This is a genomic window from Anaerocolumna sp. AGMB13025 (genome assembly GCF_029689925.1).
GTDB lineage: Bacteria > Bacillota > Clostridia > Lachnospirales > Lachnospiraceae > Anaerocolumna.
Genome location: NZ_CP121445.1, coordinates 15,001 through 39,446, shown reverse-complemented (window position 1 = coordinate 39,446; position 24,446 = coordinate 15,001). Strand labels below are relative to the sequence as shown.

15 protein-coding genes, 7 tRNA genes, 1 rRNA gene and 1 pseudogene (1 of these 24 running past the window's edge) are annotated in these 24,446 nt (G+C 38.0%); 11 read left to right on the top strand and 13 right to left on the bottom strand.

What is annotated here, in order from left to right:
* Positions 1–36: 36 nt before the first annotated feature.
* The 5 genes from QA584_RS00175 (at position 37) to QA584_RS00155 (ending at position 4,643) form a co-directional block, all read left to right on the top strand.
* Positions 37–1,215, top strand: a complete 1,179-nt coding sequence (locus QA584_RS00175; RefSeq protein ID WP_278272514.1) for a hypothetical protein — start codon at positions 37–39, stop codon at positions 1,213–1,215.
* Complete coding sequence (locus QA584_RS00170) at positions 1,205–2,032, top strand: hypothetical protein (protein WP_278272513.1); 828 nt, start codon at positions 1,205–1,207, stop codon at positions 2,030–2,032. The genes QA584_RS00175 and QA584_RS00170 overlap by 11 nt, the downstream gene beginning before the upstream one ends.
* Positions 2,019–2,891, top strand: a complete 873-nt coding sequence (locus QA584_RS00165) for a hypothetical protein (protein ID WP_278272512.1) — start codon at positions 2,019–2,021, stop codon at positions 2,889–2,891. Before QA584_RS00170 ends, QA584_RS00165 begins: the two co-directional genes overlap by 14 nt.
* Before the next feature lie 5 nt (positions 2,892–2,896).
* Positions 2,897–3,532, top strand: a complete 636-nt coding sequence (locus tag QA584_RS00160) for an ATP-binding cassette domain-containing protein (protein WP_278272511.1) — start codon at positions 2,897–2,899, stop codon at positions 3,530–3,532.
* Positions 3,533–3,638: 106 nt separating this feature from the next.
* Complete coding sequence (locus tag QA584_RS00155; protein WP_278272510.1) at positions 3,639–4,643, top strand: S1 RNA-binding domain-containing protein; 1,005 nt, start codon at positions 3,639–3,641, stop codon at positions 4,641–4,643.
* 707 nt (positions 4,644–5,350) lie between these two features.
* Here QA584_RS00155 and QA584_RS00150 read toward each other — a convergent pair.
* Positions 5,351–5,995, bottom strand: a pseudogene (locus tag QA584_RS00150) (GTP pyrophosphokinase); the annotation flags it as partial.
* Between the two features lie 491 nt (positions 5,996–6,486).
* On the opposite strand from QA584_RS00150, the gene QA584_RS00145 reads away from it, so the two are divergent.
* From QA584_RS00145 to QA584_RS00135, 3 genes are all read left to right on the top strand, one after another.
* Positions 6,487–8,223, top strand: coding sequence for an ABC transporter ATP-binding protein (locus QA584_RS00145; protein WP_278272509.1), 1,737 nt, complete (start codon positions 6,487–6,489; stop codon positions 8,221–8,223).
* 42 nt (positions 8,224–8,265) lie between these two features.
* Positions 8,266–10,041 (top strand): ABC transporter ATP-binding protein, encoded by a 1,776-nt coding sequence (locus QA584_RS00140; RefSeq protein ID WP_278272508.1) that lies wholly within the window; start codon positions 8,266–8,268, stop codon positions 10,039–10,041.
* A gap of 1,365 nt (positions 10,042–11,406) precedes the next feature.
* Entirely contained in the window at positions 11,407–12,840 is a 1,434-nt protein-coding gene (locus QA584_RS00135; RefSeq protein WP_278272507.1) for a methyl-accepting chemotaxis protein, read from the top strand.
* Between the two features lie 199 nt (positions 12,841–13,039).
* Here the strand turns inward: QA584_RS00135 and QA584_RS00130 are convergent, their stop codons facing one another.
* The 4 genes from QA584_RS00130 to fsa form a co-directional block, all read right to left on the bottom strand.
* Complete coding sequence (locus tag QA584_RS00130) at positions 13,040–14,482, bottom strand: HAMP domain-containing sensor histidine kinase (protein ID WP_278272506.1); 1,443 nt, start codon at positions 14,480–14,482, stop codon at positions 13,040–13,042.
* Positions 14,472–15,155, bottom strand: a complete 684-nt coding sequence (locus QA584_RS00125; RefSeq protein ID WP_278272505.1) for a response regulator transcription factor — start codon at positions 15,153–15,155, stop codon at positions 14,472–14,474. The genes QA584_RS00130 and QA584_RS00125 overlap by 11 nt, the downstream gene beginning before the upstream one ends.
* Before the next feature lie 557 nt (positions 15,156–15,712).
* Positions 15,713–17,698 (bottom strand): transketolase, encoded by a 1,986-nt coding sequence (gene tkt, locus QA584_RS00120; RefSeq protein WP_278272504.1) that lies wholly within the window; start codon positions 17,696–17,698, stop codon positions 15,713–15,715.
* 27 nt (positions 17,699–17,725) lie between these two features.
* Positions 17,726–18,379, bottom strand: coding sequence for a fructose-6-phosphate aldolase (gene fsa / locus QA584_RS00115; protein WP_278272503.1), 654 nt, complete (start codon positions 18,377–18,379; stop codon positions 17,726–17,728).
* A 429-nt stretch (positions 18,380–18,808) separates the two neighbouring features.
* Between fsa and QA584_RS00110 the strand changes: the two genes are divergently transcribed.
* The 3 genes from QA584_RS00110 to QA584_RS00100 all read left to right on the top strand — a co-directional run bounded on the left by QA584_RS00110 (position 18,809) and on the right by QA584_RS00100 (position 21,340).
* Positions 18,809–19,657: an aminotransferase class IV gene (locus tag QA584_RS00110; protein ID WP_278272502.1), complete on the top strand. Its 849-nt coding sequence runs from the start codon at positions 18,809–18,811 to the stop codon at positions 19,655–19,657.
* 290 nt (positions 19,658–19,947) lie between these two features.
* Positions 19,948–21,105 carry an IS91 family transposase gene (locus tag QA584_RS00105; protein ID WP_278271643.1) on the top strand — a complete coding sequence of 386 codons (1,158 nt, stop codon included), beginning with the start codon at positions 19,948–19,950 and terminating at the stop codon, positions 21,103–21,105.
* Between the two features lie 55 nt (positions 21,106–21,160).
* On the top strand, positions 21,161–21,340 hold the full coding sequence (locus tag QA584_RS00100) for a hypothetical protein (RefSeq protein WP_278271644.1): 180 nt from the start codon (positions 21,161–21,163) through the stop codon (positions 21,338–21,340).
* A 274-nt stretch (positions 21,341–21,614) separates the two neighbouring features.
* Here the strand turns inward: QA584_RS00100 and QA584_RS00095 are convergent.
* The 8 genes from QA584_RS00095 to QA584_RS00060 form a co-directional block, all read right to left on the bottom strand.
* Positions 21,615–21,687 (bottom strand) — tRNA-Lys (locus tag QA584_RS00095).
* A 68-nt stretch (positions 21,688–21,755) separates the two neighbouring features.
* Positions 21,756–21,828, bottom strand: a tRNA-Phe gene (locus tag QA584_RS00090).
* A 71-nt stretch (positions 21,829–21,899) separates the two neighbouring features.
* Positions 21,900–21,973 (bottom strand) — tRNA-Met (locus tag QA584_RS00085).
* A 43-nt stretch (positions 21,974–22,016) separates the two neighbouring features.
* A tRNA-Tyr gene (locus tag QA584_RS00080) sits at positions 22,017–22,098 on the bottom strand.
* Between the two features lie 86 nt (positions 22,099–22,184).
* A tRNA-Thr gene (locus QA584_RS00075) sits at positions 22,185–22,257 on the bottom strand.
* 28 nt (positions 22,258–22,285) lie between these two features.
* Positions 22,286–22,358: transfer RNA gene (locus QA584_RS00070), tRNA-Val, on the bottom strand.
* 14 nt (positions 22,359–22,372) lie between these two features.
* A tRNA-Asp gene (locus QA584_RS00065) sits at positions 22,373–22,446 on the bottom strand.
* 89 nt (positions 22,447–22,535) lie between these two features.
* A 23S ribosomal RNA gene (locus QA584_RS00060) occupies positions 22,536–24,446 on the bottom strand; it runs 1,003 nt beyond the window's last position.

The following is a 24,446-nucleotide window of genomic DNA, read 5'->3' as shown; positions in this document are numbered from 1 at the left end:
ATCCTAAAAGCAGAACAAATAAGGAGGCTTTTCTATATGAAAAAAACTATTTTTATAATTCTGCTTTGCACATCCTTACCTTGGTTTACCGCTTGTAATAGCTCACCTAATGTATCGGATATGCCACCAGGTCACAGTGGAGAGAAAACTCCCGCCAATCCAAGCAGTTCCAACAAGTCCGAGCAGGCTCACATGAGCAAAAAGCTATGTGATGGCTTGGAAATTGACGCGGATATCCCGATACTTAATTTTTCTTCCCTGCCTACTTATCAGGCAAGCCCTATGACAATAACACAAACGAATGCAATTGCCTTGTTTTTACAGGAGGGGGAGCGGGAAATAAGAACACAAGCAAAGGACCACTATGATCCCAAAGGATTTCTTCTTACCATGAAAGGTGGTCAGGAAATCTTCCATCGCAGCGGACAGCTTTCCTTTGATTCGGAAACTCCTGCAAAAGATGAGGACATTTTTGATGTGATTCAAAACTACGGTAGTGTACACCCCCAGAAAGAGCCCAGACCCTTGTCTTTTATGTCCCCAAAGGACGCAGTAAAGCAAGGAGAAGACTTGATTAAAAAGTTAGGTCTCATGGATATTAATTCCGAGCAAATCGTGGGACTTGAGGCCGAGGAAATTATGAATTGGCAAAAGGAGCTTCTCAAGGACAGCGGCTATAAGGAAGGCGTAGACATAGGAAAAACAACTATCCTAAAGGATCTGGATGCGGGCGATGATGCGTACCTGCTCACCTTCTCCTTTCAATATCAGAATATTCCTATCTTTAATCAGGACAAGGAGCCGTCCATAGCTTCTGCAAGTGATGGTCTTGCTCCTCTATCAGCAAAAGCAGCTATGCTGGTTACGTCAAAAGGCCTGCGGTATTTTTCAATAGCGGGTGGCATTAGTGCAAACGGAACTACATCAAAACCCCGAGCAATTATTTCCGGGGAACAAGCCCTTAGTAAGCTTGTGGAGAAATACGAAGATACCGTCCGCTTTGGTAAACAATGCATTACAGAGGTTTGGTTGGAATATATTCCGATATCCGATAACAATAATCAAAAACCCGATGCACCGGTTACCTTGACACCGTATTGGTGCTTTCGTTTGGCAAGCTTTGACGACGAAACCGGTAAGATGGAGGAGAGAGAATTAGACAGTGCCGAGCGGATTAATGCCATTACAGGAGCGGATTTGGCTTATGGAGGGTAACGTTTTTTTTCGTATCCTCAAAGCAGACATAAAAAGGGCTTTTCAACTGCCCTTTATAACTTCGGTACTTGCTGTGATGACCTGCCTTATATTCGATAATTATAGTACTTTATGGAATACGTTCTTCACCAGTCCTGATATCGCAGAGGATACCACCAGTGTTTTTTATTTTTATTTTAACGCAGTAGCTTTTGGAGGCGCATTTACGAGGTATCTATTTGCTATGATAGCGGCTCTTCCCTATTCCACAGGGTATATAACAGAAAGGCAATCAGGCGTGACACCTTATCTTATCAGCAGAACAGGACACTGGAACTATTGCTTTTCTAAAATGATTATTAGTGCCATATCCGGCGGTCTTGCACTCTTTGCAGGCAATCTGATTTTCATACTCCTCCTATCAACACAGTTAAAACTGACTTTACCTTCTGACTTAGCGGAACATCAATGGATTCCCTATTATGATTTGCTGGTATCAAAAGGCGGCATACCTTATTTTGCAGCCATGCTATTTTTAATGTTTCTTACAGGTATGTTGTGGGGGGCATTGGCTTGTGCCATATCCGCATTCGTAAAAGAAACTTATGTTGTAATCACTTCACCGTTTTTACTTTGCTTTTTGCAAATACAGATTTCCCGCTTTCTGTTCTTACCAAACAATACCCGGCTGGAAATGCTGCTTTACGGGCGTGGTCAATGGGGAAACCCTTCTGAATCATTAGTACTTTTAGGAATATCAATTTTATTAATTATTACATGCTGTACATTTTTATTTACCCACAAGGTGGTAAGGAGGGGACAAGATGGTCTTAGCTAAAAGTCTGCGTGTGTTTTTATACCGCTTTCGCTTATCCTTTTCGTCTGCACGGGTTCCGCTTATTTTTACATTGACTGCAATCTTTGTATACTCCAATGTTGAAAAGGTTTCTGAACTGTCTGCTGCACTGGGTATACTATGCCGCCCTTATTTATTCCCTCATTTGGTAAATGACTTCATCTGCCAGCTTGTGTTTATGGGAGCAATCATAGTATTATTTTGTGATGCACCTTTTACAACCGAAGGAACGATCTATTTTAAATACCGCTCCGGGCGGTTATCGTGGACAATCGGTCATGTTATATATATCCTTGCCCTATCCTTTCTCTTTATACTGATGATTGTGATGGTCAGCACACTTGCATTATTTCCTCATATGGAATTTGGTGAAAGCTGGGGGAAAATTATAAATACTTTGGGAAAAACAAATCTAGGCAGCCAGTATGGTATTGCTTTTGGGGTCAGTGATTATCTGGTTGGAACCTATATGCCGCTAAAGGCAATGGTTTACACTTTTCTTTTGGAATGGGCATGTGCTGCATGGCTGGGACTGCTTACCTTTGCAGGTAATCTGTTGACCTTAAAACCAATTGGAACGTTTTCTTCGGCTGGCGTTGTGCTCCTGGACATTACTTTTGCCAATGAATGGGCTTTTTCATCCTATAAGTTTTCGCCTCTTACTTTGGCACAGCTTGCTTCTATGACAGGGCTTAATCAACAATTAGGTGGTATTACACTTCATTATTCCATTTGTTTTTTCGTCATCTCCCTCAGCCTTCTATTAGTTACCTGCGTCTTTGGTGAAAAAATACAATACCTGACAGCTCTGGGTCTCCAAAAACTGAAAAAGAGGAGGTAATCTTTATGGATACTATTATTTCTGTTCAAAGTGTTACAAAACAATTCAAAACGCAAACGGTACTAAATAATGTCAGTGTAGATTTCCCTTCAGGCAGCATTTACGGACTAGTCGGTCGTAATGGTTCTGGCAAAACCATGCTGATGAAGTGCATTTGTGGTTTTGTTCCCCCTACAAGGGGTAAAATATTTGTTCAGGGCAAGCAGGTACGATACGGTTCACAATTTCCGAAAGGCATTGGTTTTATAATCGAATCTCCTGGTTTTTTGCGTAACTCATCGGGGTTTGCTAACCTAATGAGTCTCGCTTCCATCAATCGGAAAATCGGACTAGATGAAGTGAAGGATGCCATGATACTGGTCGGGCTTGATCCCTACAGCAAAAAGCACGTTGGCCGTTATTCGCTCGGTATGCGGCAGCGGCTTGGAATCGCTCAGGCTATTATGGAACATCCGGATATTCTGATATTGGATGAACCAATGAATGGATTAGATAATAACGGTGTTGATGAAATGCGGAAGCTTTTCCTTAAATTAAAAGGTGAAGGCAAAACGTTAATTATCGCCAGTCATAATCACGAAGACATTGAGGTTTTATGTGATAAAGTTTATGAGATGGACAACGGCAGCCTGAGTGGATAAACCAACCTGTTCTTAGCTGATTTCAACCCTTGAATTAACTTAAATTTTTATGGTATAATAAATTTAATTAATTTTAGTGCTTGTTAAGCTCAGATAGGAGAAAAATATGTTGAATCAAAATGAATCGGACGTAACACAGGAAATAACTGCTGAAACTACTACAGATATGGTATCTGATACCGTCTCTGAGGAATCCAGCCAGGAAGTCACACCATCCATGGGGGATTTTGAAGACCAGATTAACAAATCTTTTATTAAAATCAACGAAGGGGAGCTTGTAAAAGGGACGGTTATTGGCATCTCTGATACCGAAGTAACCGTTGATTTAGGCTATTATGCAGAAGGTATTATAAGACTTGAGGATCTAAGCAATGATCCCCGTTTTTCCATTAAAGCCGATGTAGTAATTGGTCAGGAAATAAATAGTGTTGTACTAAAGGAAGATGACGGACAAGGCAATATTCTGTTATCCAAAAAAGAAGCTGACAATGTATTGTCCTGGGCAACTCTTAAAGAGTATATGGAAAAAAGAACTATCTTAAAGGTTAAAATAGCACAGACCGTTAATGGCGGTGTAGTAACCTTTTTAGAAGGTATTCGCGGTTTTATACCCGCATCCCAATTATCCCTAAGTTACGTGGAAGACTTAGACTCCTGGATGAATAAAGAAATTTCCGTAATCGTAATCACCGTAGACGAAGATAGCAAAAAACTAGTGCTTTCCGGTAAAGAAGTAGAACGTGATAAAGCCCTTGAGGATAAGAACAGTAAAATATCAAGACTTCAAGTTGGTTTAATTACAAAAGGCATTGTTGAAAAAATCGTTCCTTACGGTGCTTTTATCAATATCGGAGAAGGGTTATCCGGTTTGGTTCACATATCACAGATCTGCGGCAAACGCATTAAAACTCCAAACGAAATAATTAAAGAAGGAGATGAAGTTACTGTTAAAATTCTGGAAGTAAAAGATGGTAAAGTAAGCCTTAGCATGAAAGCTGTAGAAGAAAAAGCAGAAGTCCTTGAGAATGTGGACGAAGTCCCTTTTGAATACACCAGCGGCGGAGAAGCTTCCACCGGCTTAGCAGGACTTCTTTCTAAAATTAAATTATAATTCTTTTTACCTCATTGCTTCTACTAATATTAGTTCTTCTATATAAAAATGTTTTTGTTTTTCTTAATTTTTATAATTAGGATTGGTGAATAGATAAGTTTTGAGGTAATTAAAAAACAGGAGTCATATCAAGAATTGAGTATAACATGACCTGCTCTGAATTCTTGATATCGTCTCCTGAATTTTTATATCCTCATACTTTATAATATAAATTGGTAATTGCGAAACTCTACTATTTTATCTATATACCCTGCAATTAATACAATTTCAGAGCTGAATCTTGCCCAGAGGGCAACTGAAGCTATGAAATTCGTATTAATTGTAGGGTATACTCAGAGAACTAAATAGTTTCGCAATTACCAATTATAATGTAACACATAAAAATAAGTATTTTTAGTCATTACAAAAAATATCACAATACGGGGTGTTTATGATTATCTCAGTCTGAAAAACTTGGCATGTTTTCCGTCGGGTTTTTTATCTTCCTTTTTCTTTCCGGTTTCTGCTTTGTTGGTATTATTCGGTTCGCTTTGTATCTCAAGCGGTTCCTCTTTATATACCGCTGTCTGATATATGGCCTCCACAGTTTCCAGTTTTACCGTTTCTTTTATCTCATGGATATCAGTTTCTTCATTATCATCTTCTACAATAGTTCCGTAGGATTCCCTCATCATACTCTGAAAGTTTTCCGATAGAATTTCCTTATATTGTTCTAATTCATCTTCATGATTGTATAATTTAATCTCTTCATTCAGCGTTAACATCTTATGGTCCAGAAAAGACACAATATCGGCACATTCCTTTAATTCCTTGCGGATTCTCTCAGGGGCATTCCCTTCAAACTTATAATAGATCTTATGTTCCAGGCTTGCCCAGAAATCCATGGCAATGGTCCTTATCTGGATCTCTGCCTTTACATTAATCATGGTATTTGATAAATAAATAGGTACTGAGATAATCATATGGTAACTGGTATAGCCGTTGGGCTTTGGAAACATAATATAGTCTTTTACCTTCAATACCTGGACATCACTTTGTTTTGCAATTAAATCCGCTATCCGGTAAATATCTGAGGTAAAGGAACAGATAATACGGATACCTGCAACGTCATTAACATACTTTACAATATTCTCAACGGTTAGTTCCCTGCCATTATGCCTTAACTTCTTGGCAATGCTCTGAGGCGATTTCATACGTGAGGTAATATGCTCTATCGGATTATATTGATGATTCAATTTGAATTCTTCATTTAATATTTCAAGTTTTGTATTTACTTCTTTTAGAGCAGAATCATACATTAGCATGACTTTCTTCCACTCTTCTTCTTCGTTGTAAAACATAGGTAGATCCATAGTCCTTGTTCTCCTCCTTAAATAAGGAACACCCCTTAAAACCCATTTCGACTTATTATATCATACAAATATGAACAATCTTTGAATATTGGAAAAGTTAATAAAATATTAATCTTTCTAAATAATTGATAATTGTTTATCAATAAATTTAATTTTTTGGTTGACAATATTTACTAATGTGTTATAATGGGAAAAGACTATAAAGAAAGAGAGGTAAAAACCATGATGAATTTAATATTTAGAAGCCGTAACTTAAAGACCATAACATTATGTAAGATTACCTCAATAATAGGTTTTAACATTTAATGATTTGAAACATATCTAGAAAGCACCATTCTACTTATGGAATCATTTATATGAGATTGACTTTTATTGCCGTGGTAATTGCCACGGCTTTTTTTTGCCCTTAAAACAGAGCGGGAATAAAAGCGATTAATTTATTATTGAGACAGGATCTTTTGTTAACATTTGACTCAGCGTGGGAGGATTTTATGAATAAAATTATGAAATATATGCGCAAATATTGGTATGCGTATGTTTTTGCACTCATCTGCATGATAATTGGTGTATCCCTGGATATGCTGTCACCGCAGATAACCAAACGAATTATAGATGAGGTAATTGTAGGGGGTAATATGAGTTTACTGACCAGATTACTGGTTATGATTCTTATTATCGGCGTCGGAAGATGTATTTTCGGATACTTAAAAGAGTTGATTTTCGACCTGGTAAGCTCCAAGATATCAGCTGATATCAGAAGAAATCTATTCCGTCATATCCAGACCTTATCTATCCAGTTTTTTGATAAAACTAATACAGGGGAGTTAATGTCAAGGGTTAAGGATGACGTAGATAAAATCTGGAGTGCCTTAGGATTTGTCGGAATGTTGGTAATAGAAGTAGTTATCCATACTTCCATTGTCCTTTACTGCATGATTAAGCTAAGCCCTAAATTAACTATTATACCTCTGATCGCAATGCCCATTGTTGCCTGCATTGCAATCTTTATGGAAAAAAGTTTAGGCAACGTATATGAAGAAATCAGTGAAGAAAATGCCGTACTGAACACGGTAGCCCAGGAAAATCTGGCAGGTGTAAGGACTGTTAAGGCCTTTGCCCGTGAAAAGTTTGAGATAAAAAAATTCTTATCCCATAACCAGCGTTATTATGATTTGAATATGAAACAATCCAGAGTATTTGTCAAATATAATCCGTATTTTCAATTTATCACGAAATTACTTCCGGTTTTAGTAATCATATTTGGTGGTATCCTGGTTATCAGAGATGAAATAACCCTTGGTACCTTAGGTGCCTTTACTGAATACTCCAACAATATTGTATGGCCCATGGAAATGCTTGGCTGGTTAAGCAATGACTTAGCTTCTGCCTTTGCCTCCAACAAAAAAATACAAAAGATTTTAAAAGAAACACCGGTCATAAAAGAAAAAGAAGTTTGTACAAATTTGAAGGATGTAAAAGGTACCATCGAATTTAACCATGTTTCCTTTTCCCAGGGTGATAAGAGTATCTTAACAGATATTAATTTTAAACTGGAACACGGTAAGACCATCGGCATAATGGGTGCCACGGGCGCAGGTAAATCTTCCATTATTAATCTGTTACAAAGATTTTATGATGTGAATAAAGGTGAAGTTCGGCTGGATGGGGTAAATATCAAAGATTTATCCTTAAAAGAACTCCGGGGCAGCATCTCTTTAGTAATGCAGGATGTATTCCTATTCTCTGATACGGTTACGGAAAACATTAAATTAGGTAATAGGGCTCTTATTAACGAGGAAGAAATATTACACGCCGCCGCCAATGCACAGGCAAATGATTTCATCGAACGCATGGATAATCAGTATGAAACCATTATTGGTGAACGAGGTGTTGGTTTGTCCGGCGGCCAGAAGCAAAGAATCAGTATTGCCAGATCCCTGGCTAAAAAGACTCCTATTCTGGTACTTGATGATTCAACCTCCGCCCTTGATATGGAAACCGAACATTTAATACAGAAAGCGCTTAGCGAACTTAACAACACAACTAAAATTATAATTGCCCATCGTATTTCTGCAGTAAGAAATGCAGATGAGATTATCATATTGGATGAAGGCACCATAGCAGAACGTGGTACCCATGAAGAATTACTGGAAGCAAAGGGTCTGTATTATGCGACTTATATGGCTCAGTACGGCGAATATTTAAAAAGCAATACCATCGCAGTTTAATTTCGCCGATTTATCTTTAAATCCTTTTAAGGAGGAAAACGAATGTCAGTTAATTCAGTCCGTGACGATGAAAAATCCGTCAGCACTGGTAAAGTAATAACTTTACTTCGATTATTTAAATATTTACTATCTTATAAAAAGGAAATTGTCATAGTACTTATTATTATGGCTCTTACCGTAACAATCAGCTTAATAAACCCACTCATCGTGGAACATGCCATAGATGTTAATATCAAACAACGCGATATACATGGTCTTGTGAGGCTTGGCATCTTTGCAATCGGATTAAATATAATATTTATCCTGCTAGTAAAACTAAGAATGTATATTATGGCCAAAATTTCCAACAAAGTATTGCTAACTGTCAGACAGGAACTTTATACCCATATACAGAAACTAAGTTTCAGCTTTTTTGACAGCCGCCCCACTGGTAAGATTCTGGCAAGAATTATTGGGGATGTTAATTCATTAAAAGATGTCTTGTCCAACAGTGTTACAACTTTAATACCTGATTTCATCACAATCTGTGCGGTTGTCGGTATCATGCTGGTAATGAATTACAGACTGGCACTTGCTGCTTTAATCAGCTTGCCGGTAATGATTATAGGAATGTGGCTGATCCAGATCTATTCTCATGTCAGATGGCAGACCTACCGTAAAAAGAACTCTAACTTAAATGCCTTTATTCATGAAGATCTCTCCGGTATGCGGGTAGTACAAAGTTTTACAGCCGAAGGGGAAACCGCAGCTGCTTTTGATGAATTACTTGCAGAACACCGGGGTGCCTTTGTAAAGGCTGTTGTACTCAATGATGCGTTTGGACCTGTAATTGATTTCTGCTGGGGACTTGGTATGGTATCCCTTTATTACTTCGGCGTTAAATTAACCGGTACCAACGCAGTACAGGTAGGTACCCTGATTGCCTTTGGAACTTATATCTCCATGTTCTGGCGACCTATCATGAACTTAAGCAACTTCTATAATCAGTTGGTGACCAACATTTCCGGTGCGGAAAGAATCTTTGAGATTATGGACACGAAACCTGAGATTAACGATGGTAATGAAGTAACAGAGCTTCCTGAGATTAAAGGAAGCATACGTTTTGAGCATGTATCCTTTGCTTATGACAAAGATACTCAGGTTCTTAAAGATGTAAGCTTTCATGTAAAACCCGGTGAAACCATCGCCCTGGTTGGACCAACCGGTGCCGGTAAAACCACCGTTGTTAATCTGATCAGCCGTTTTTATGATATACAGGAAGGTAATATTTTTATTGATAATTATAATGTAAAAGAAGTGTCTATAGAAAGTCTGAGACAGCAGATGGGCATCATGACCCAGGATAATTTCTTATTCTCGGGAACCATTAAAGATAATCTGCGTTACGGTAAATTAGATGCGACTGATGAAGATCTTATCGCAGCTGCCAAGGCAGTTAATGCCCATGATTTCATCATGAAGCTGGAAAAAGGCTACGATACCGAATTAAAGGAACGTGGAACCGGTTTATCCGTGGGTCAGCGACAGCTTCTTGCCTTTGCCAGAACTATGGTCTCCATGCCCAAGATCCTCATCCTTGATGAAGCAACCTCAAGTATTGATACCCATACAGAACTTCTGGTACAGCAGGGAATAGAGGCCTTATTAAAGGGAAGAACCTCATTTGTTATTGCCCATCGCTTATCCACTATTCAGAAAGCAGACCGTATCTTTGTTATCGACGACGGAGGTATTAAGGAACAGGGTAGTGCCAGTGAGTTATTAGCGAAAAAGGGTATGTATTATGATTTATATATGGCACAATTTAAAAATATTTAAATCAAAGTTATGGATTATAACTAATTTAAAATAAAATAATTTAAAACCATCTGGGGCAGTTTGGAAAGCAACACATCCAAATCTGCCCCAATGGTTTATTAATAATAGGTTCAACTTAATAGAAATCATATACTCCCACAACTCCTTAATTTAATAATTATTTCATACCAGATAGTAATTGTTTTACAGAATATACCACTTATTCTATTTGTACAGCCTTTTCTATTTATACAGAATTTTCTATATATCAAACCTTTCCTATTCATCTAGCCTTTCCTATTCATCTAGCCTTTCCTATTCATCTAACCTTTCTTATTCATCTAACCTTTCCTATTAATCTAGCTTTTCCTATATATCAAACCTTTCCTATTCATCTAACCTTTCTTATTCATCTAACCTTTCTTATTCATCTAATCTTTCCTATCCATCTAGCCTTTCCTATTCATCTTTAAACTATAAAATATCATCAAATCTAAAAATCTAAAAATTTTAATTTATATACTGGTCAATCAAACAAAAGTGTGATAATATGGATAAATATTATTTCTATCAAAATTTAATAGCTCGTAACTTCTATGATAACATGGCTGCTATTCATTCCTGTTTTGTTTGTAAAAAATAAAAAGTTACAACTAATTCGTTCAATAAAAGGTGTTGAGTTCAAGTGTAAAACTTGTACCGGCACTTTTTTTATACAAAGGAGGTAAAGCTTGACAATTTAACCTGTTTATTCGCGGGAGTAATGCAATTGACTTGGGATATGTAATGTAAATAATATAACAGTTAATTCTGAGCGGTTTAATTATCTTATTTTACTCAATTTTCATTCGTCTACTTAGGCGAAACTCTTTCACGAAGTGTTATGAAAAAAGTATCTTCAAAGAGTTAATTTACTTACCACTGTAAAAACACAAAAAGATACCTGAGTAATTTGTTTAGCTCTTCTATACTTTATAGTTTGAGTAGCCCCAAAAGTGGCATCCGGTTTAGAACGTTGAAAAAAATATAAACAGAAAGGATGCCAACTCTACGATTCTTTCAAAGGTTGAAAGAAAATTTTGATTTGAAAGGATGCCACTCTATGATTCTTTCAACCGGTGAAACTTGTTTCACCTTTTATGTGGCGCTATCGAGAATTAACTATCGATAGGCAATGGGTAAAAAATGACTAAAAAACTTAACTTAAAACAAACTCTACTACTTGTAGGAATGAACACCTTGCTCTACGTCGGTATACCTATAATTACCAGACGCTTCGATTTAGTCCCTTATCTACCACTAATTATCTTTCTTCTCGCATCATTTTTCCTTTCTGGAATCATTCTTATTATAACAAACCGACAAATCAATCAACTGGTTACGGAGATGAAGCGAAATCTAATCCAATTTAACGAAGGGAACTTTACCGGACATCTAAATATTAAAACAGGTCAGAAAGAAATACGATCCGTCATGGAGCAGTTTGACAAGCTGAAAGATATGTTTAACACCTGGGTCTATGAACTTCTACACTCTGCTGTATCCATAAAACTATCTGCAGACAGGATTAATTCCTCCTCTACCAGAACAACCTCTGAAATGGAGGACTTAAATGAAAATCTGACAGATATTCGTGGGTTTTTTGAAGAAACCACCGGAATGTTAACTGATGTGGCTGCTGCCACCACGCAATTAGCTTTAAGTAGCACAAATATTACATCCAATAGCGCTTGTGCAGCCGACAGTGTCCATTGTGCCAATAACGCCGCAGTCACAGGTGGTTCTGCCGTTTCAGAGTTAACAGGATCTATGTATCAAATTAAGGATAATGTCTTAAATGCATCCCAAATCATATCTAAGCTGGAACTGGTTACAAGGGAAATCGGTGATATAACCGCTTCCATAACTACCATTGCCGGTCAGACCAATATGCTGGCATTAAATGCTGCCATTGAGTCAGCAAGAGCAGGAGAACATGGGAAAGGTTTTGCCATTGTATCCGAAGAAGTTCGTAAACTATCTGATGAAACCAAACAAGCGGCAGATAAAATCAATAACCTTATATTAACCATACAGACAGAAGTATCCCACGCCGTAACCTCTATGAAACAAGTCCGGGAAGAAGTTGATAAAGGTGTAGTCCTCTCGGATTATGCCAAAGATAACTTAAATAATATTATAGGGGCTATGGATCAAACCGTAGCCTTAATGGAACGTATTACTAATGATGTAAACCACCAAGCTAAGGATACGGATCTCATATCAGAAAGTACGAAAAACCTCGCCGATAAAGGACATACTGGTACTGCCTCTGTCCAGGAAATTGCAAGTGTAGTAGTAACAAGACTAGAAGATGTACAGCTTAATAATGAAAGCACAAAGGAATTACTGGTTATCTCTGATAATCTGGAGGGAATCATGGAGAAATATGATAAAGTCATCGGGGAACAAATGTTACTGGCAGGTTCACATATAGCAAAGCTCCATGCAGAAAACCCTTTAACTTCAGAGGATTTAGTCCGCTTGACAATTGAAACTGGATTGACCGAGCTGCATTTGATTAATGAAAACGGTGTTATTACTCAAACCAGTAATAAAGATATCCTGGGTTTTTGCTTCAGTCGGGAAAAAGGTACTCAGACCTATGAATTCATAGAAATATTGGACAATCCAGCCGCAAAAGTAAATCAAAGATTCTCTTTTCGTGAAGTCGATGGCAAATTATTTAAATATACCGGCCTTTCCTTAATCGGCAGACCTGGAATTATCCAATGCGGTTTAGATGCCTCAGAGATTGTGACTTTTAAAGGACTTTCGTAACAGAAAATAAAAATTATCTGCTTAATTAGAAAATTACTGACTGGTATCAGATTATCTGATTAGTCAGTAATTTTCTATTTTTTTTTAAAATAAATTAGCAGTTAATAAGTAAATGGGCAATAAATAAGTAAATATAAATTACGGATTTTCTGCTTCCGTCGTTTTACCTCTAATAATCTTTAGCCAAATAGCTATACACTTAGAATCTTTTTGGTAACGTAATAATAAAGGTTGTCCCTTTCGTCAGCTGGGACCGCACTTTAATCCTGCCTGTATGCCCTAATATAATCAACTTCGCAATGGATAAACCAAGTCCGTGTCCATAGATTTTTTCATTTCTAACTTGGTCAGAACGGTAGAACCTTTCAAATATATTATCCACATCTTTTCTAGTCATTCCCATACCGGTGTCCGAAACTGTTATTATGCAGTCCCCATCATCGTTCTGGCATAAAATCGTTATAGAATCCCCGTCTCTGGTGTATTTTACTGCATTATCAATAAATACACGGATTGCTTGTTTTAAAGCCTGTTTATCCCCATAGACTACCACATCTTCGAGTATTGGACTCTCTATTATCCGGTTAGCCGTCACCAGCTTTGTTTCCTTTACCATTTCTTCCACTACATGACACATGTTAAATTTAACCTTTTCCAACTTTAAGGTTTTTTTATCATGCCTTGATAAAAATAATAATTTCTCCACTAGATCCTGCATTGACTTTGCTTCCTTGTTTATTGCCTCAATGGATTCCAATAATACCTCTTCGTCCTTGGTTCCCCAGCGGTTTAACAGATTTCCATATCCTTGTATAACCGCAATTGGTGTCCTGAGTTCATGAGAAGCATCTGATACGAATTGTTTCTGACTTTCATAGGATACTTCAATTCGATCCAGCATACTGTTTATAACATTGGCCAGATCCTTTAATTCATTCTTTGTCCCTTCTACATTTAGACGCTGGCTATGGAGATTATTAACTGTAAGCCGGTTCGCTGTGGCAGACATTTCATATATGGGTTCCAGTAATTTTTGATCACTTTTCTTTCCCTGCTTAATAATATAATACACTAATATACTATACAGTATAGTCATTGAACCAAGGAGCCACTTAAGCTTTTCACCACTCTCGGTCAGATCATACTGAAAATGTACGGTATATTTCTTAATATCCGTGCTTATTTCCTCTGTATCTGTCATTATAACAATCGGTATAAAAAAATCATCGCTGCTTTTATAAAAAATATGCCCGAATATTTTCTTTTCCTCAGATAAGTCCTTGTTCAGGTCATCGTAAATTACCGTATTATCCGTATTATCAACAACTTTAAGAGTAATACCATCCATAAAATAAGGATTGACTGTCTCAGCGGTTATCGCTTCCGGATTTGATTTCTGAATAAAATCAATTATTTTATCAGCTTTTTTATTACTGCTTTTCCATTCCGCGCCATAGTAAAGCATCATAAAAGCAACCACAAACACAGCACCATTAATAACCAATAATTTCAAATAATGAAGCGAAATACGAAAAGCAATAGAAAAACGGAATTTTCCCAGCCATTCCTCTTTTTTTCTTCTGAAAGGCAATACGATTTTTATTAAAAGTTGTCTGACATCTTCCTTTATATTAAATTTCATCCTTAATAATATAACCTACCCCTCGCACTGTATTAATTAAATGAATTCCATATTTATCATCAATCTTTTGTCTTAGATAACGAACATATACATCAACTACATTTGTGTCTCCTAAATATTCATAATCCCATACATTATTTAATAACTGTTCCCTGGTAATGGCTATGTTCTTATTGCGAATTAAGTATTCCAGTAATTCATATTCTTTTTTGGTCAATGTCAATTCATCCTCACCGTAGTATGCACTATGGCTGGTCAGATTAAGCTTTAACTCACCGATTTGAAGCATGTCTGCCTTAGGCTGAACTAATTTAGAATGTCTGTTTAAGGCAACACGGATCCTAGCCAGTAATTCTTCAATTGCAAATGGTTTTGTCATATAGTCATCGGCACCGGTATCCAACCCGGCGACTTTGTCTGTAACATCATCTTTTGCTGTCAGCATAATAATAGGAACTGATGATTCTGTCCTGATTCTTCTGCACACCTCTATTCCGCTTATCCCTGGCAGCATTATATCCAAAAGTACTAAATCAACATCCTTTTGTAAGGCTTTTTCCAAACCTGTTCTGCCGTCCGCTGCTATATCAACCTCATAACCTTCATACTTTAATTCCAGTTCAACAAACCGGGCTATCTTGCTTTCATCCTCAACAATTAATATTTTCGCCATACTATACAACTCCTCCTATCCAAAAGAAATCTCTATCACCATTCTATCGGTTAAACAACTATTTTTCAATAACTATATATTAAAGTTTTATTAGAATTAAGAGATGTTACAGATTTACAGAATTATAGCCTTATTAAAACTCTCCATCAATACTCACAACATATAGTAATTAACAATTAAGCTCACTAAATCTTTTATCTTTTACATAAAAAATAAACCACGAGCAAGAAAATCTCATTATCATTTGCCAGTGGTTTATTTATTTAGTTAATTATTTAGTTAATTATTTAGTATATTATGTTACTAATTTACTAGATTACCTTATTTTATAATTTATTTGGTTAATTTATTTGGTTAATTTATTTGGTTAATTTTTTGATTAATTTTTTGATTAATTTTTTGATTAATTTTTAATTTTTTTATTACTTCTTTGATTACTTTATTTGATTACAATATTTACTACTTGCATTAATAATACTTATTACCTTTATTGGACTATATCTATATTTTAATATCCATACTATATTGCATAGATACTTTGTTTATCTGTGATAAAATTATAAAACAGATTTGACAGCAGCCACAACATTTTCAGTAGTAAATCCGAACTTTGTAAATAATTCTCCGGCAGGTGCAGATGCTCCAAAGCCTTTCATGGTTACATACGCTCCATCAAGTCCTACATATTTACCCCAGCCGAAATCAATAGCGGCTTCAACAGCAACCCTGGCTCTTACAGACTTAGGTAAAACACTATCTTTATATTCGGCAGTCTGAGCTTCAAATAATTCCATAGAAGGCATACTTACAACTCTGACATCAATGCCCTCTTTCATTAATTCTTCCTTAGCTTTGACACTAATTTCAACTTCAGAACCGCTTGCCAGAATAATGGCATCCGGAATCTCTTTTGCAGAATTAGCAATAATATACCCGCCTTTTAATGCGTCTTTACTCGAACCCGCATATTGTGGAAGATTCTGACGTGTCAGTACTAAAGCAGTAGGTGTGTTGGTTGAAGTAATGGCATAATACCATCCTGCGATGGTTTCCGTAGCATCTGCTGGTCTGAATACTGTAAAATTAGGCATAGCACGCAGCATAGCAAGCTGCTCAATCGGTTCGTGAGTAGGACCATCTTCACCTACACCAATACTGTCATGGGTTAAAACATATGTTAAAGGCAGTCCCATTAAAGAAGTGAGTCTTGCCATAGGTTTTACATAATCACTGAATACAAAGAAAGTTGAAACAAATGGCCTTAAACCGCCATGTAATGCCAACCCGTTACCAATTGCTGCCATTGAAAGTTCTCTTACACCAAAGTGAAGATTACGTCCCGCATAATTGTCCTTTGAGAAATCTCCTTCATCCTTCATATAAGTCTTGGTAGATGGCGCAAGATCTGCAGAACCACCGATAAAGCCTGGTATTAAGTCCTTAATCCTGTTAATCATAACCCCTGAAAGATTTCTAGTAGCTTCTGGCTTGTCTGCATAGGCCCAGAATTCTTCGTTATCAATTAAATCTTTTGCAATCGATTCATCATGATATTTATCCCAAAGTTCTTTCATCTCCGGATATTTTATACTGTAATCTTCAAACATCTGATTCCAATTAGCCTCAACAGAAGCATTTTTCTCTGCAATTGCTTTAAAATTATCATATACATCTTCCGGTACAAAGAATGCATCCGTATGAGACCATCCCAGTTTTTCTCTCATAGCTGCTACATTGTCAACCCCAAGAGGTTCACCATGTGCACTTGCCATGCCTTCTTTGGGAGAGCCAAAACCGATCTTAGTCTTTACCGTAATCATGGAAGGTCTGGTTTTATCAGCTTTAGCAGCTTCAATCGCCGCACCGATTTCCTCTAGATTATTACCATCTTCTACAACTAAAGTTTGAAAGCCAAAAGCTTCAAAACGCTTTTTAACATCTTCAGTAAAGGCGATATCTGTGCTACCTTCAATTGATATTTTATTGGAATCATATAAGACTATTAATTTATTTAAGCCTAAGGTACCTGCTAAAGAAAAAGCCTCGGAGGAAATACCTTCCATCATACAGCCATCGCCACCGAGTACAAAGGTATAATGATCCATTACCGGAAATCCATCTTTATTAAATTTAGCTGCCAAATGTTCTTCCGCCATTGCCATACCAACTGCCATTGCCATTCCGGCGCCAAGAGGTCCGGTAGTTGCTTCCACACCAACGGTGTGACCATACTCCGGATGACCTGGAGTTAAAGAATTTAACTGTCTGAAATTAGCTAAATCATCTTTAGACAAATCACCATATCCAAATAAATGTAATAATGAATATAAAAGAGTAGAACCATGACCACCAGATAAGATAAAACGATCTCTGTTAGGCCATTTAGGATTCTTAGGATTATGATTCATATGTTTTGCCCATAATTCATATGCCATTGCAGCGGAACCTAATGGCAGACCAGGATGTCCTGAATTTGCCTTTTGTACTGCATCAGCAGACAGAACTCGTATGGCATTTACCGATAACGTATCAATGTTACTCATTTTTATTCCTCCTATGATATCTATAAATTATTCTCCAAAAACAGCTTTGTAGTCCTTCTGAAATTTTTCAATACCCTGATCTGTTAATGGATGTTTCGTACATTGTTCAATTACACTGTAAGGAACGGTAGCAATATCTGCACCAGCTAAGGCACAATCTGTAACGTGAACCGGATTTCTTACACTTGCAGCAATGATTTCTGTATCTAAACCATAGATATTAAAGATTTCTGCAATGGTTCTAACTAAATCAATTCCTGGCATTGAAATATCATCAAGACGTCCTAAAAACGGAGATACATAAGTAGCACCGGCTCTTGCTGCAAGTAATGCCTGATTAGCTGAGAAAATCAATGTAACATTTGTTTTAATACCTTCACTTGAAAGAACTTTGGTAGCTTTTAATCCTTCAACTGTCATAGGTATTTTAACAACCATATTGGGGTGAATTTTAGCAATTTCCCGACCCTCTTCAATCATACCTTTAGCATCAACAGTAGTTGCTTTAACTTCACCGCTGATTGGACCATCAACGATAGCTGCAATCTCCTTAATAACTTCTACAAAATTCCTGCCTTCTTTTGCAATTAAAGACGGGTTTGTAGTAACACCGCAAATAACGCCCATTTCATTTGCTTTTTTGATATCCTCTACATTAGCAGTATCAATAAAAAATTTCATTTTAAAGCCCCCTTGGTTTTAGTTTTATATTTAGTTTAATTACTGAACAAATTTAAAATTTAACTGGTATGAACTTAATATCTCTATGAGGTATCTAAAACTATTACATACAAATATAATATACTATAATCAATAATATAATGCAATATAAAAATAAATATTACATAAATTTTTAAAGACAAAATACTTTTTTGTGTAAGCTCAATAATTTCATTTCATTAATTTGATAACTTCGAAAGTTAGAATTAGTTCGTTATAGTTAATTAATATAGGTAATTAGTTATGGTTAATTAGTTATAGTTAATTAGTTATAAGTTATAGGTGCTAAACATTTTTAATCTTTGATCGTTATAAACACTGAAAACTTTGACCGCATATGGTATACTAAAGCTGTAAATAAAACCAAATATTTTATAGGAGATAATAAACATGGAAAATCTGGGGTATTACTGTGGATCATATGGTTTAATTGAAGAAATGAAAATTCCAATGAATGACCGTGCCTGCTATTTCGGAGACGGTGTATATGATGCCACTTATGCAGCAAATCATATTATTTATGATTTGGATGAACATGTAGACCGTTTCTTTCATAGTGCAGAAATGATAAATATAACACTTAAATTAACAAAAAGTGAATTAAAGAATTTACTTAATGAAATGGTTATTAAAGTAGATAGTCCAGATCAATTTATTTACTGGCAGGTAACCAGAGGTACAGCACTGCGTAATCATTCGTTTCCGGATTCTGATATTCCATCTAATTTATGGATAATGATAAAACCCGGTACTATAAAAGATCTTAACCAGAAGTTTAAACTAATAACTGTAGAAGACACCCGATACCTTCATTGCAACATAAAGACTTTAAATTTATTACCCAATGTGATTGCAAGCCAAAAAGCTTTTGAAGCAGGCTGTGACGAAGCAGTATTCCATCGTGGCGAAAGAGTTACCGAATGCTCACACAGTAACATATCTATCATAAAGAACAATGTTTTAAGAACCGCCCCTTTAGATAACCTGATTTTACCCGGTATCACCAGAGGGCATTTAATTCATTTCTGCCATGATAACAACATACCTGTAGATGAATCACCATATACCCTGGATGAGTTAATACATGCAGATGAAATAATTATTACCAGTGCCGGTGCCCTGTGTATTGCCGTATCTGAGATTGATGGAATACCTGTCGGCGGTAAGGCCCCTGATATCCTGAATTTATTACAGCATGCGGCCATAACAAAATTTATACATGATACTCAAATAAAATAAATGTAAGAACATAAAGCTCTCAAGATGCATTTTGAGAGCTTAGTATTAGTATCAGTTTCTTTCTGTGAATAATTTTTCTTTCATTGGGGTTTTCATAAAGGTAATAGCCAACCATAGTATAAAGCCCATACCATCTTGCCCTGAATATACACTATTACTTAATTTTAAAAGTAAGTTATCCACAATCATGTAATAAAAAAGTGTCTTCGACACATCAGCTCCCCTAGCCCCTCATTCATGAGGGGAATCTGGGGGTTTCTTTTTTTGTCATTCTGCTTCATAATAGTCATATGAATATATTACAGAAGATTTTCAATGACAATTATGAAATAATTAAATATTCTCTTCATCCTCGTCATGTTGTTATGGAAAACATTGAAAAGATGATTAACTGCGGCGATCCTTCCTTTGGTGGTGCCATGTACGGCTGTTCCCATTGCGGTGAACTTAAATTCGTTCCTTTCCGCTGTCACTCCAAGTTTTGCCCTACCTGTGGCAGCAAATACTCCAACGATCGTTCTACCACGATATCTTTTAAGTTAATTCGTTGCACTCACCGCCACTGTGTTTTTACTATTGACGAAGAACTTCGTCACTTCTTTTTGGAAGACCGTTCCCTTCTTAACTGTCTTTTCCAGGCGGTCCGTAGCGTTGTTCTTGAACTGTTCCACAAGATGAACAAAAGTAAGAACTATGTTCCCGGTTTTGTCTGTGTTCTACATACTTTTGGCCGTCCTCTTGAATGGAATCCTCACATTCACTGTCTACTTACCGAAGGTGGATTCTCCGATGATGGATTCTGGCGTGTTGTAAAACATTTTAATTACTCTTATTTTAGAAAAGCTTTTCAGACCGCTCTTCTTAATGAAATGGAGAAGCATATCGGTCCATCTTTCAAAAAAACCAAGGCCGCCATCTACAAGAAAGATAAAAATGGTTTCTATGTTTACGCAAAACCAAATCTTTGTGACCCTAATACCGTTGTAAAATATATCAGTCGCTATCTTAGTCGTCCTGTTATTGCTACTTCAAGAATTGACTCCTACGATGGTGAAAATGTAACTTTTCATTATAACAAACATGAGGATAATTCTTATGTTCAGAAAACAATTCCTGTGTTAGATTTTATTAAGCTTCTTATCCAACACATCCCTGAAAAGAACTTTAAGATGACACGCTATTATGGTCTTTATGCTCGTCATCGCGAGTTAGATAAAAGCCTTACCAAAGCTGTACCCAAATCCAAACACAAGATAATTCTGGATTTTAATAAATGGCGTAACCTTATTCTTTTGTCCTTTGGTTACGATCCCTTGAAATGTCAAAAGTGCAATCATACCATGGAGTTTCTGGAACTCTACTATAACCACAAACGTGTATCTCTAGTTGAACTTTACGAAAGGGCAATGGCAAAGTTTCACTGCCGCTCCAGCGGTAAAGCTACTTGATTTTCTATCCCATCTGGTCCATACTTAAATCATTCTAAGATGGGAGGCACTACTAATGGATCCAAAACAACTAGAGGAACTCAGACAAAACTATATCAAAAATCCTCCAGAAGGAATGACAGCTAAGCTTGTTCGGAACATGACTGATTCTGATCTGCTCGACATGCATTATTTTCTTACCGAGGATGATGACCTTGATGAGGACGAATTTGAAGAGGGTTTTTATATCTTCTAGCAATCTCGTCTGTTTCCTATGCCCGCTTATAGCGGGCATATTTAATACACAGGTTCTCTGGAGGAGAACTTTCCTAATAAAGAACAAAGAGTCTGGCTCGCCAGACTCTAGCGCTGACGCACTGTCACGACAGTGACAATCTTCCTTAAGTGCGTCATGCGCATCCTGCCTGGAAGGCTTTTTTATTGCATAGGTAAGGTCGAAGAAGTTTCCTATGCAATAAAAAAAGACTATAATGTTTATAGTCTTAATGGTTATTCATTATAGAAAATAATGAGACATCCGGGATTCGAACCCGGGACACCTTGATTAAAAGTCAAGTGCTCTACCGACTGAGCTAATATCCCATACTTATTGAGACACTAATGATATTCATAATAAATATAATTATGTACTTCGTATGTCCAATAAAAAATGCCCAGAGCCGGAATCGAACCAGCGACACGAGGATTTTCAGTCCTCTGCTCTACCGACTGAGCTATCTGGGCAAGGCCAACTTCGTTGACCACCAAAGAACTTACATTCTTCTCGGGTTAACGAAAACTATTCAGTTTTCGAATTGCGGGGATAGGATTTGAACCTATGACCTTCGGGTTATGAGCCCGACGAGCTTCCAGACTGCTCCACCCCGCGACAATATTTTTTTGTATGTTTGTTCTATGTTTCATAAAACAAATGGATGGAGAAGGATTCGAACCTTCGAAAGCGTCGCTAACAGATTTACAGTCTGCCCCCTTTGGCCACTCGGGAATCCATCCATATATACAAGATATTTACCATCTTAGTATCAATTTAAAGAGTATAATAATATTAATTACACATTTTAGGTGAATTTTTTCACCTAAGCCGACGATCGGACTCGAACCGATAACCTGCTGATTACAAGTCAGCTGCTCTGCCAATTGAGCCACGTCGGCAACATTACGCTTAGTTATTGTTAATAAGTGGGACCTATAGGGCTCGAACCTATGACCCTCTGCTTGTAAGGCAGATGCTCTCCCAGCTGAGCTAAGATCCCATATTCTAACTAAACGACCCAGAAGGGACTCGAACCCTCGACCTCCGCCGTGACAGGGCGGCGCTCTAACCAACTGAGCCACTAGGCCAATACTTGACTTACACTAACACATTAAAACCATCCATTTATATTCATGAACAAATACCTTATAGGATATTCCAAAGAACAACCTATTTTTTGGTCAAGCCCTCGACCTATTAGTATTAGTCAGCTCCATGCATTACTGCACTTCCACCTCTAACCTATCCACCTTGTCGTCTTCAAGGGGTCTTACTGCTTTCGCATGGGATATCTTATCTTAAGGGGGGCTTCACGCTTAGATGCCTTCAGCGTTTATCCCTTCCCGACTTGGCTACTCGGCCATGCACTTGGTAGTACAACCGATCCACCAGAGGTCAGTCCAACCCGGTCCTCTCGTACTAAGGTCAGCTCCTCTCAAATATCCTACGCCCGCGCCGGATAGGGACCGAACTGTCTCACGACGTTCTGAACCCAGCTCGCGTACCGCTTTAATGGGCGAACAGCCCAACCCTTGGGACCTACTACAGCCCCAGGATGCGATGAGCCGACATCGAGGTGCCAAACCACTCCGTCGATGTGAACTCTTGGGAGTGATAAGCCTGTTATCCCCAGGGTAGCTTTTATCCGTTGAGCGATGGCAATCCCACTTTATACCACCGGATCACTAAGTCCTACTTTCGTACCTGCTCCACCCGTCGGTGTCGCAGTCAAGCCTTCTTCTGCCTTTGCACTCTGCGAATGGTTTCCAACCATTCTGAGAAGACCTTTGAGCGCCTCCGATACCCTTTCGGAGGCGACCGCCCCAGTCAAACTCCCCACCTGACATTGTCCACTGCCCGGATCACGGGCACATGTTAGAAATCCAATACTGCAAGGGTGGTATCCCAACAGCGGCTCCACTACGACCGGGGTCATAGTTTCATAGCCTCCCACCTATCCTGTGCATGCAATACCGAATCCCAGTATCAAGCTAGAGTAAAGCTCCATGGGGTCTTTCCGTCCTGGCGCAGGTAACCAGCATCTTCACTGGTATTTCAATTTCACCGGGTGCATTGTCGAGACAGTGCCCAAATCATTACGCCTTTCGTGCGGGTCGGAACTTACCCGACAAGGAATTTCGCTACCTTAGGACCGTTATAGTTACGGCCGCCGTTTACTGGGGCTTAAGTTCAACGCTTCGGATTGCTCCTAACATCTCCCCTTAACCTTCCAGCACCGGGCAGGCGTCAGCCCATATACTTCACCTTTCGGTTTTGCATAGACCTGTGTTTTTGCTAAACAGTTGCTTGGGCCAATTCTCTGCGGCCTGTATTGCTACAGGCACCCCTTCTCCCGAAGTTACGGGGTTATTTTGCCGAGTTCCTTAACAATGCTTCTCCCGTCGGCCTTAGGATTCTCTCCTCATCCACCTGTGTCGGTTTACGGTACGGGCTTATATAAAACAATAGCGGCTTTTCTTGGCAGTTCGCTCACCAGCTTCCCTACTTATAGTTTCGGTCCGCGTCACGTCTTCGTATTGTATGACGGATTTGCCTGCCACACTACTATCCCGCTTGCACCGGTCTTTCCATTCCCGGCTCTGGCTTTCTCTCTGCGTCCCCACAGTTCTGTTTATATAAGGTACAGGAATTTCAACCTGTTGTCCATCGACTACGTCTTTCGACCTCGCCTTAGGTCCCGACTTACCCAGAGCAGATCAGCTTTACTCTGGAAACCTTGGATATTCGGCCTAGAAGATTCTCACTTCTATCTCGCTACTCATTCCGGCATTCTCTCTTCTTAACACTCCACGGCTCCTTACGGTACCGCTTCGTCGCAGTTAAGAATGCTCCTCTACCAATTGCATAAATGCAATTCCACAGCTTCGGTGTCGTGTTTTAGCCCCGGACATTTTCGGCGCAGGACCTCTCGACTAGTGAGCTATTACGCACTCTTTTAATGTATGGCTGCTTCTAAGCCAACATCCTAGTTGTTTTCGAAATCCCACATCCTTTTCCACTTAACACGCACTTTGGGACCTTAGCTGGTGGTCTGGGCTTTTTCCCTTTTGACTACCCAACTTATCTC

Excerpts from the sequence above, each read along its gene's own strand:
- QA584_RS00155 (WP_278272510.1), top strand. The coding sequence starts at position 3,639 with ATGTTGAATCAAAATGAATCGGACGTAACACAGGAAATAACTGCTGAA.
- fsa (WP_278272503.1), bottom strand. The coding sequence starts at position 18,379 with ATGAAATTTTTTATTGATACTGCTAATGTAGAGGATATCAAAAAAGCA.
- QA584_RS00175 (WP_278272514.1), top strand. The coding sequence starts at position 37 with ATGAAAAAAACTATTTTTATAATTCTGCTTTGCACATCCTTACCTTGG.
- QA584_RS00140 (WP_278272508.1), top strand. The coding sequence starts at position 8,266 with ATGTCAGTTAATTCAGTCCGTGACGATGAAAAATCCGTCAGCACTGGT.
- QA584_RS00145 (WP_278272509.1), top strand. The coding sequence starts at position 6,487 with ATGAATAAAATTATGAAATATATGCGCAAATATTGGTATGCGTATGTT.
- QA584_RS00165 (WP_278272512.1), top strand. The coding sequence starts at position 2,019 with ATGGTCTTAGCTAAAAGTCTGCGTGTGTTTTTATACCGCTTTCGCTTA.
- QA584_RS00100 (WP_278271644.1), top strand. The coding sequence starts at position 21,161 with ATGGATCCAAAACAACTAGAGGAACTCAGACAAAACTATATCAAAAAT.
- QA584_RS00135 (WP_278272507.1), top strand. The coding sequence starts at position 11,407 with ATGAAGCGAAATCTAATCCAATTTAACGAAGGGAACTTTACCGGACAT.
- QA584_RS00130 (WP_278272506.1), bottom strand. The coding sequence starts at position 14,482 with ATGAAATTTAATATAAAGGAAGATGTCAGACAACTTTTAATAAAAATC.
- QA584_RS00160 (WP_278272511.1), top strand. The coding sequence starts at position 2,897 with ATGGATACTATTATTTCTGTTCAAAGTGTTACAAAACAATTCAAAACG.
- QA584_RS00170 (WP_278272513.1), top strand. The coding sequence starts at position 1,205 with ATGGAGGGTAACGTTTTTTTTCGTATCCTCAAAGCAGACATAAAAAGG.
- QA584_RS00105 (WP_278271643.1), top strand. The coding sequence starts at position 19,948 with ATGAATATATTACAGAAGATTTTCAATGACAATTATGAAATAATTAAA.
- QA584_RS00110 (WP_278272502.1), top strand. The coding sequence starts at position 18,809 with ATGGAAAATCTGGGGTATTACTGTGGATCATATGGTTTAATTGAAGAA.
- tkt (WP_278272504.1), bottom strand. The coding sequence starts at position 17,698 with ATGAGTAACATTGATACGTTATCGGTAAATGCCATACGAGTTCTGTCT.
- QA584_RS00125 (WP_278272505.1), bottom strand. The coding sequence starts at position 15,155 with ATGGCGAAAATATTAATTGTTGAGGATGAAAGCAAGATAGCCCGGTTT.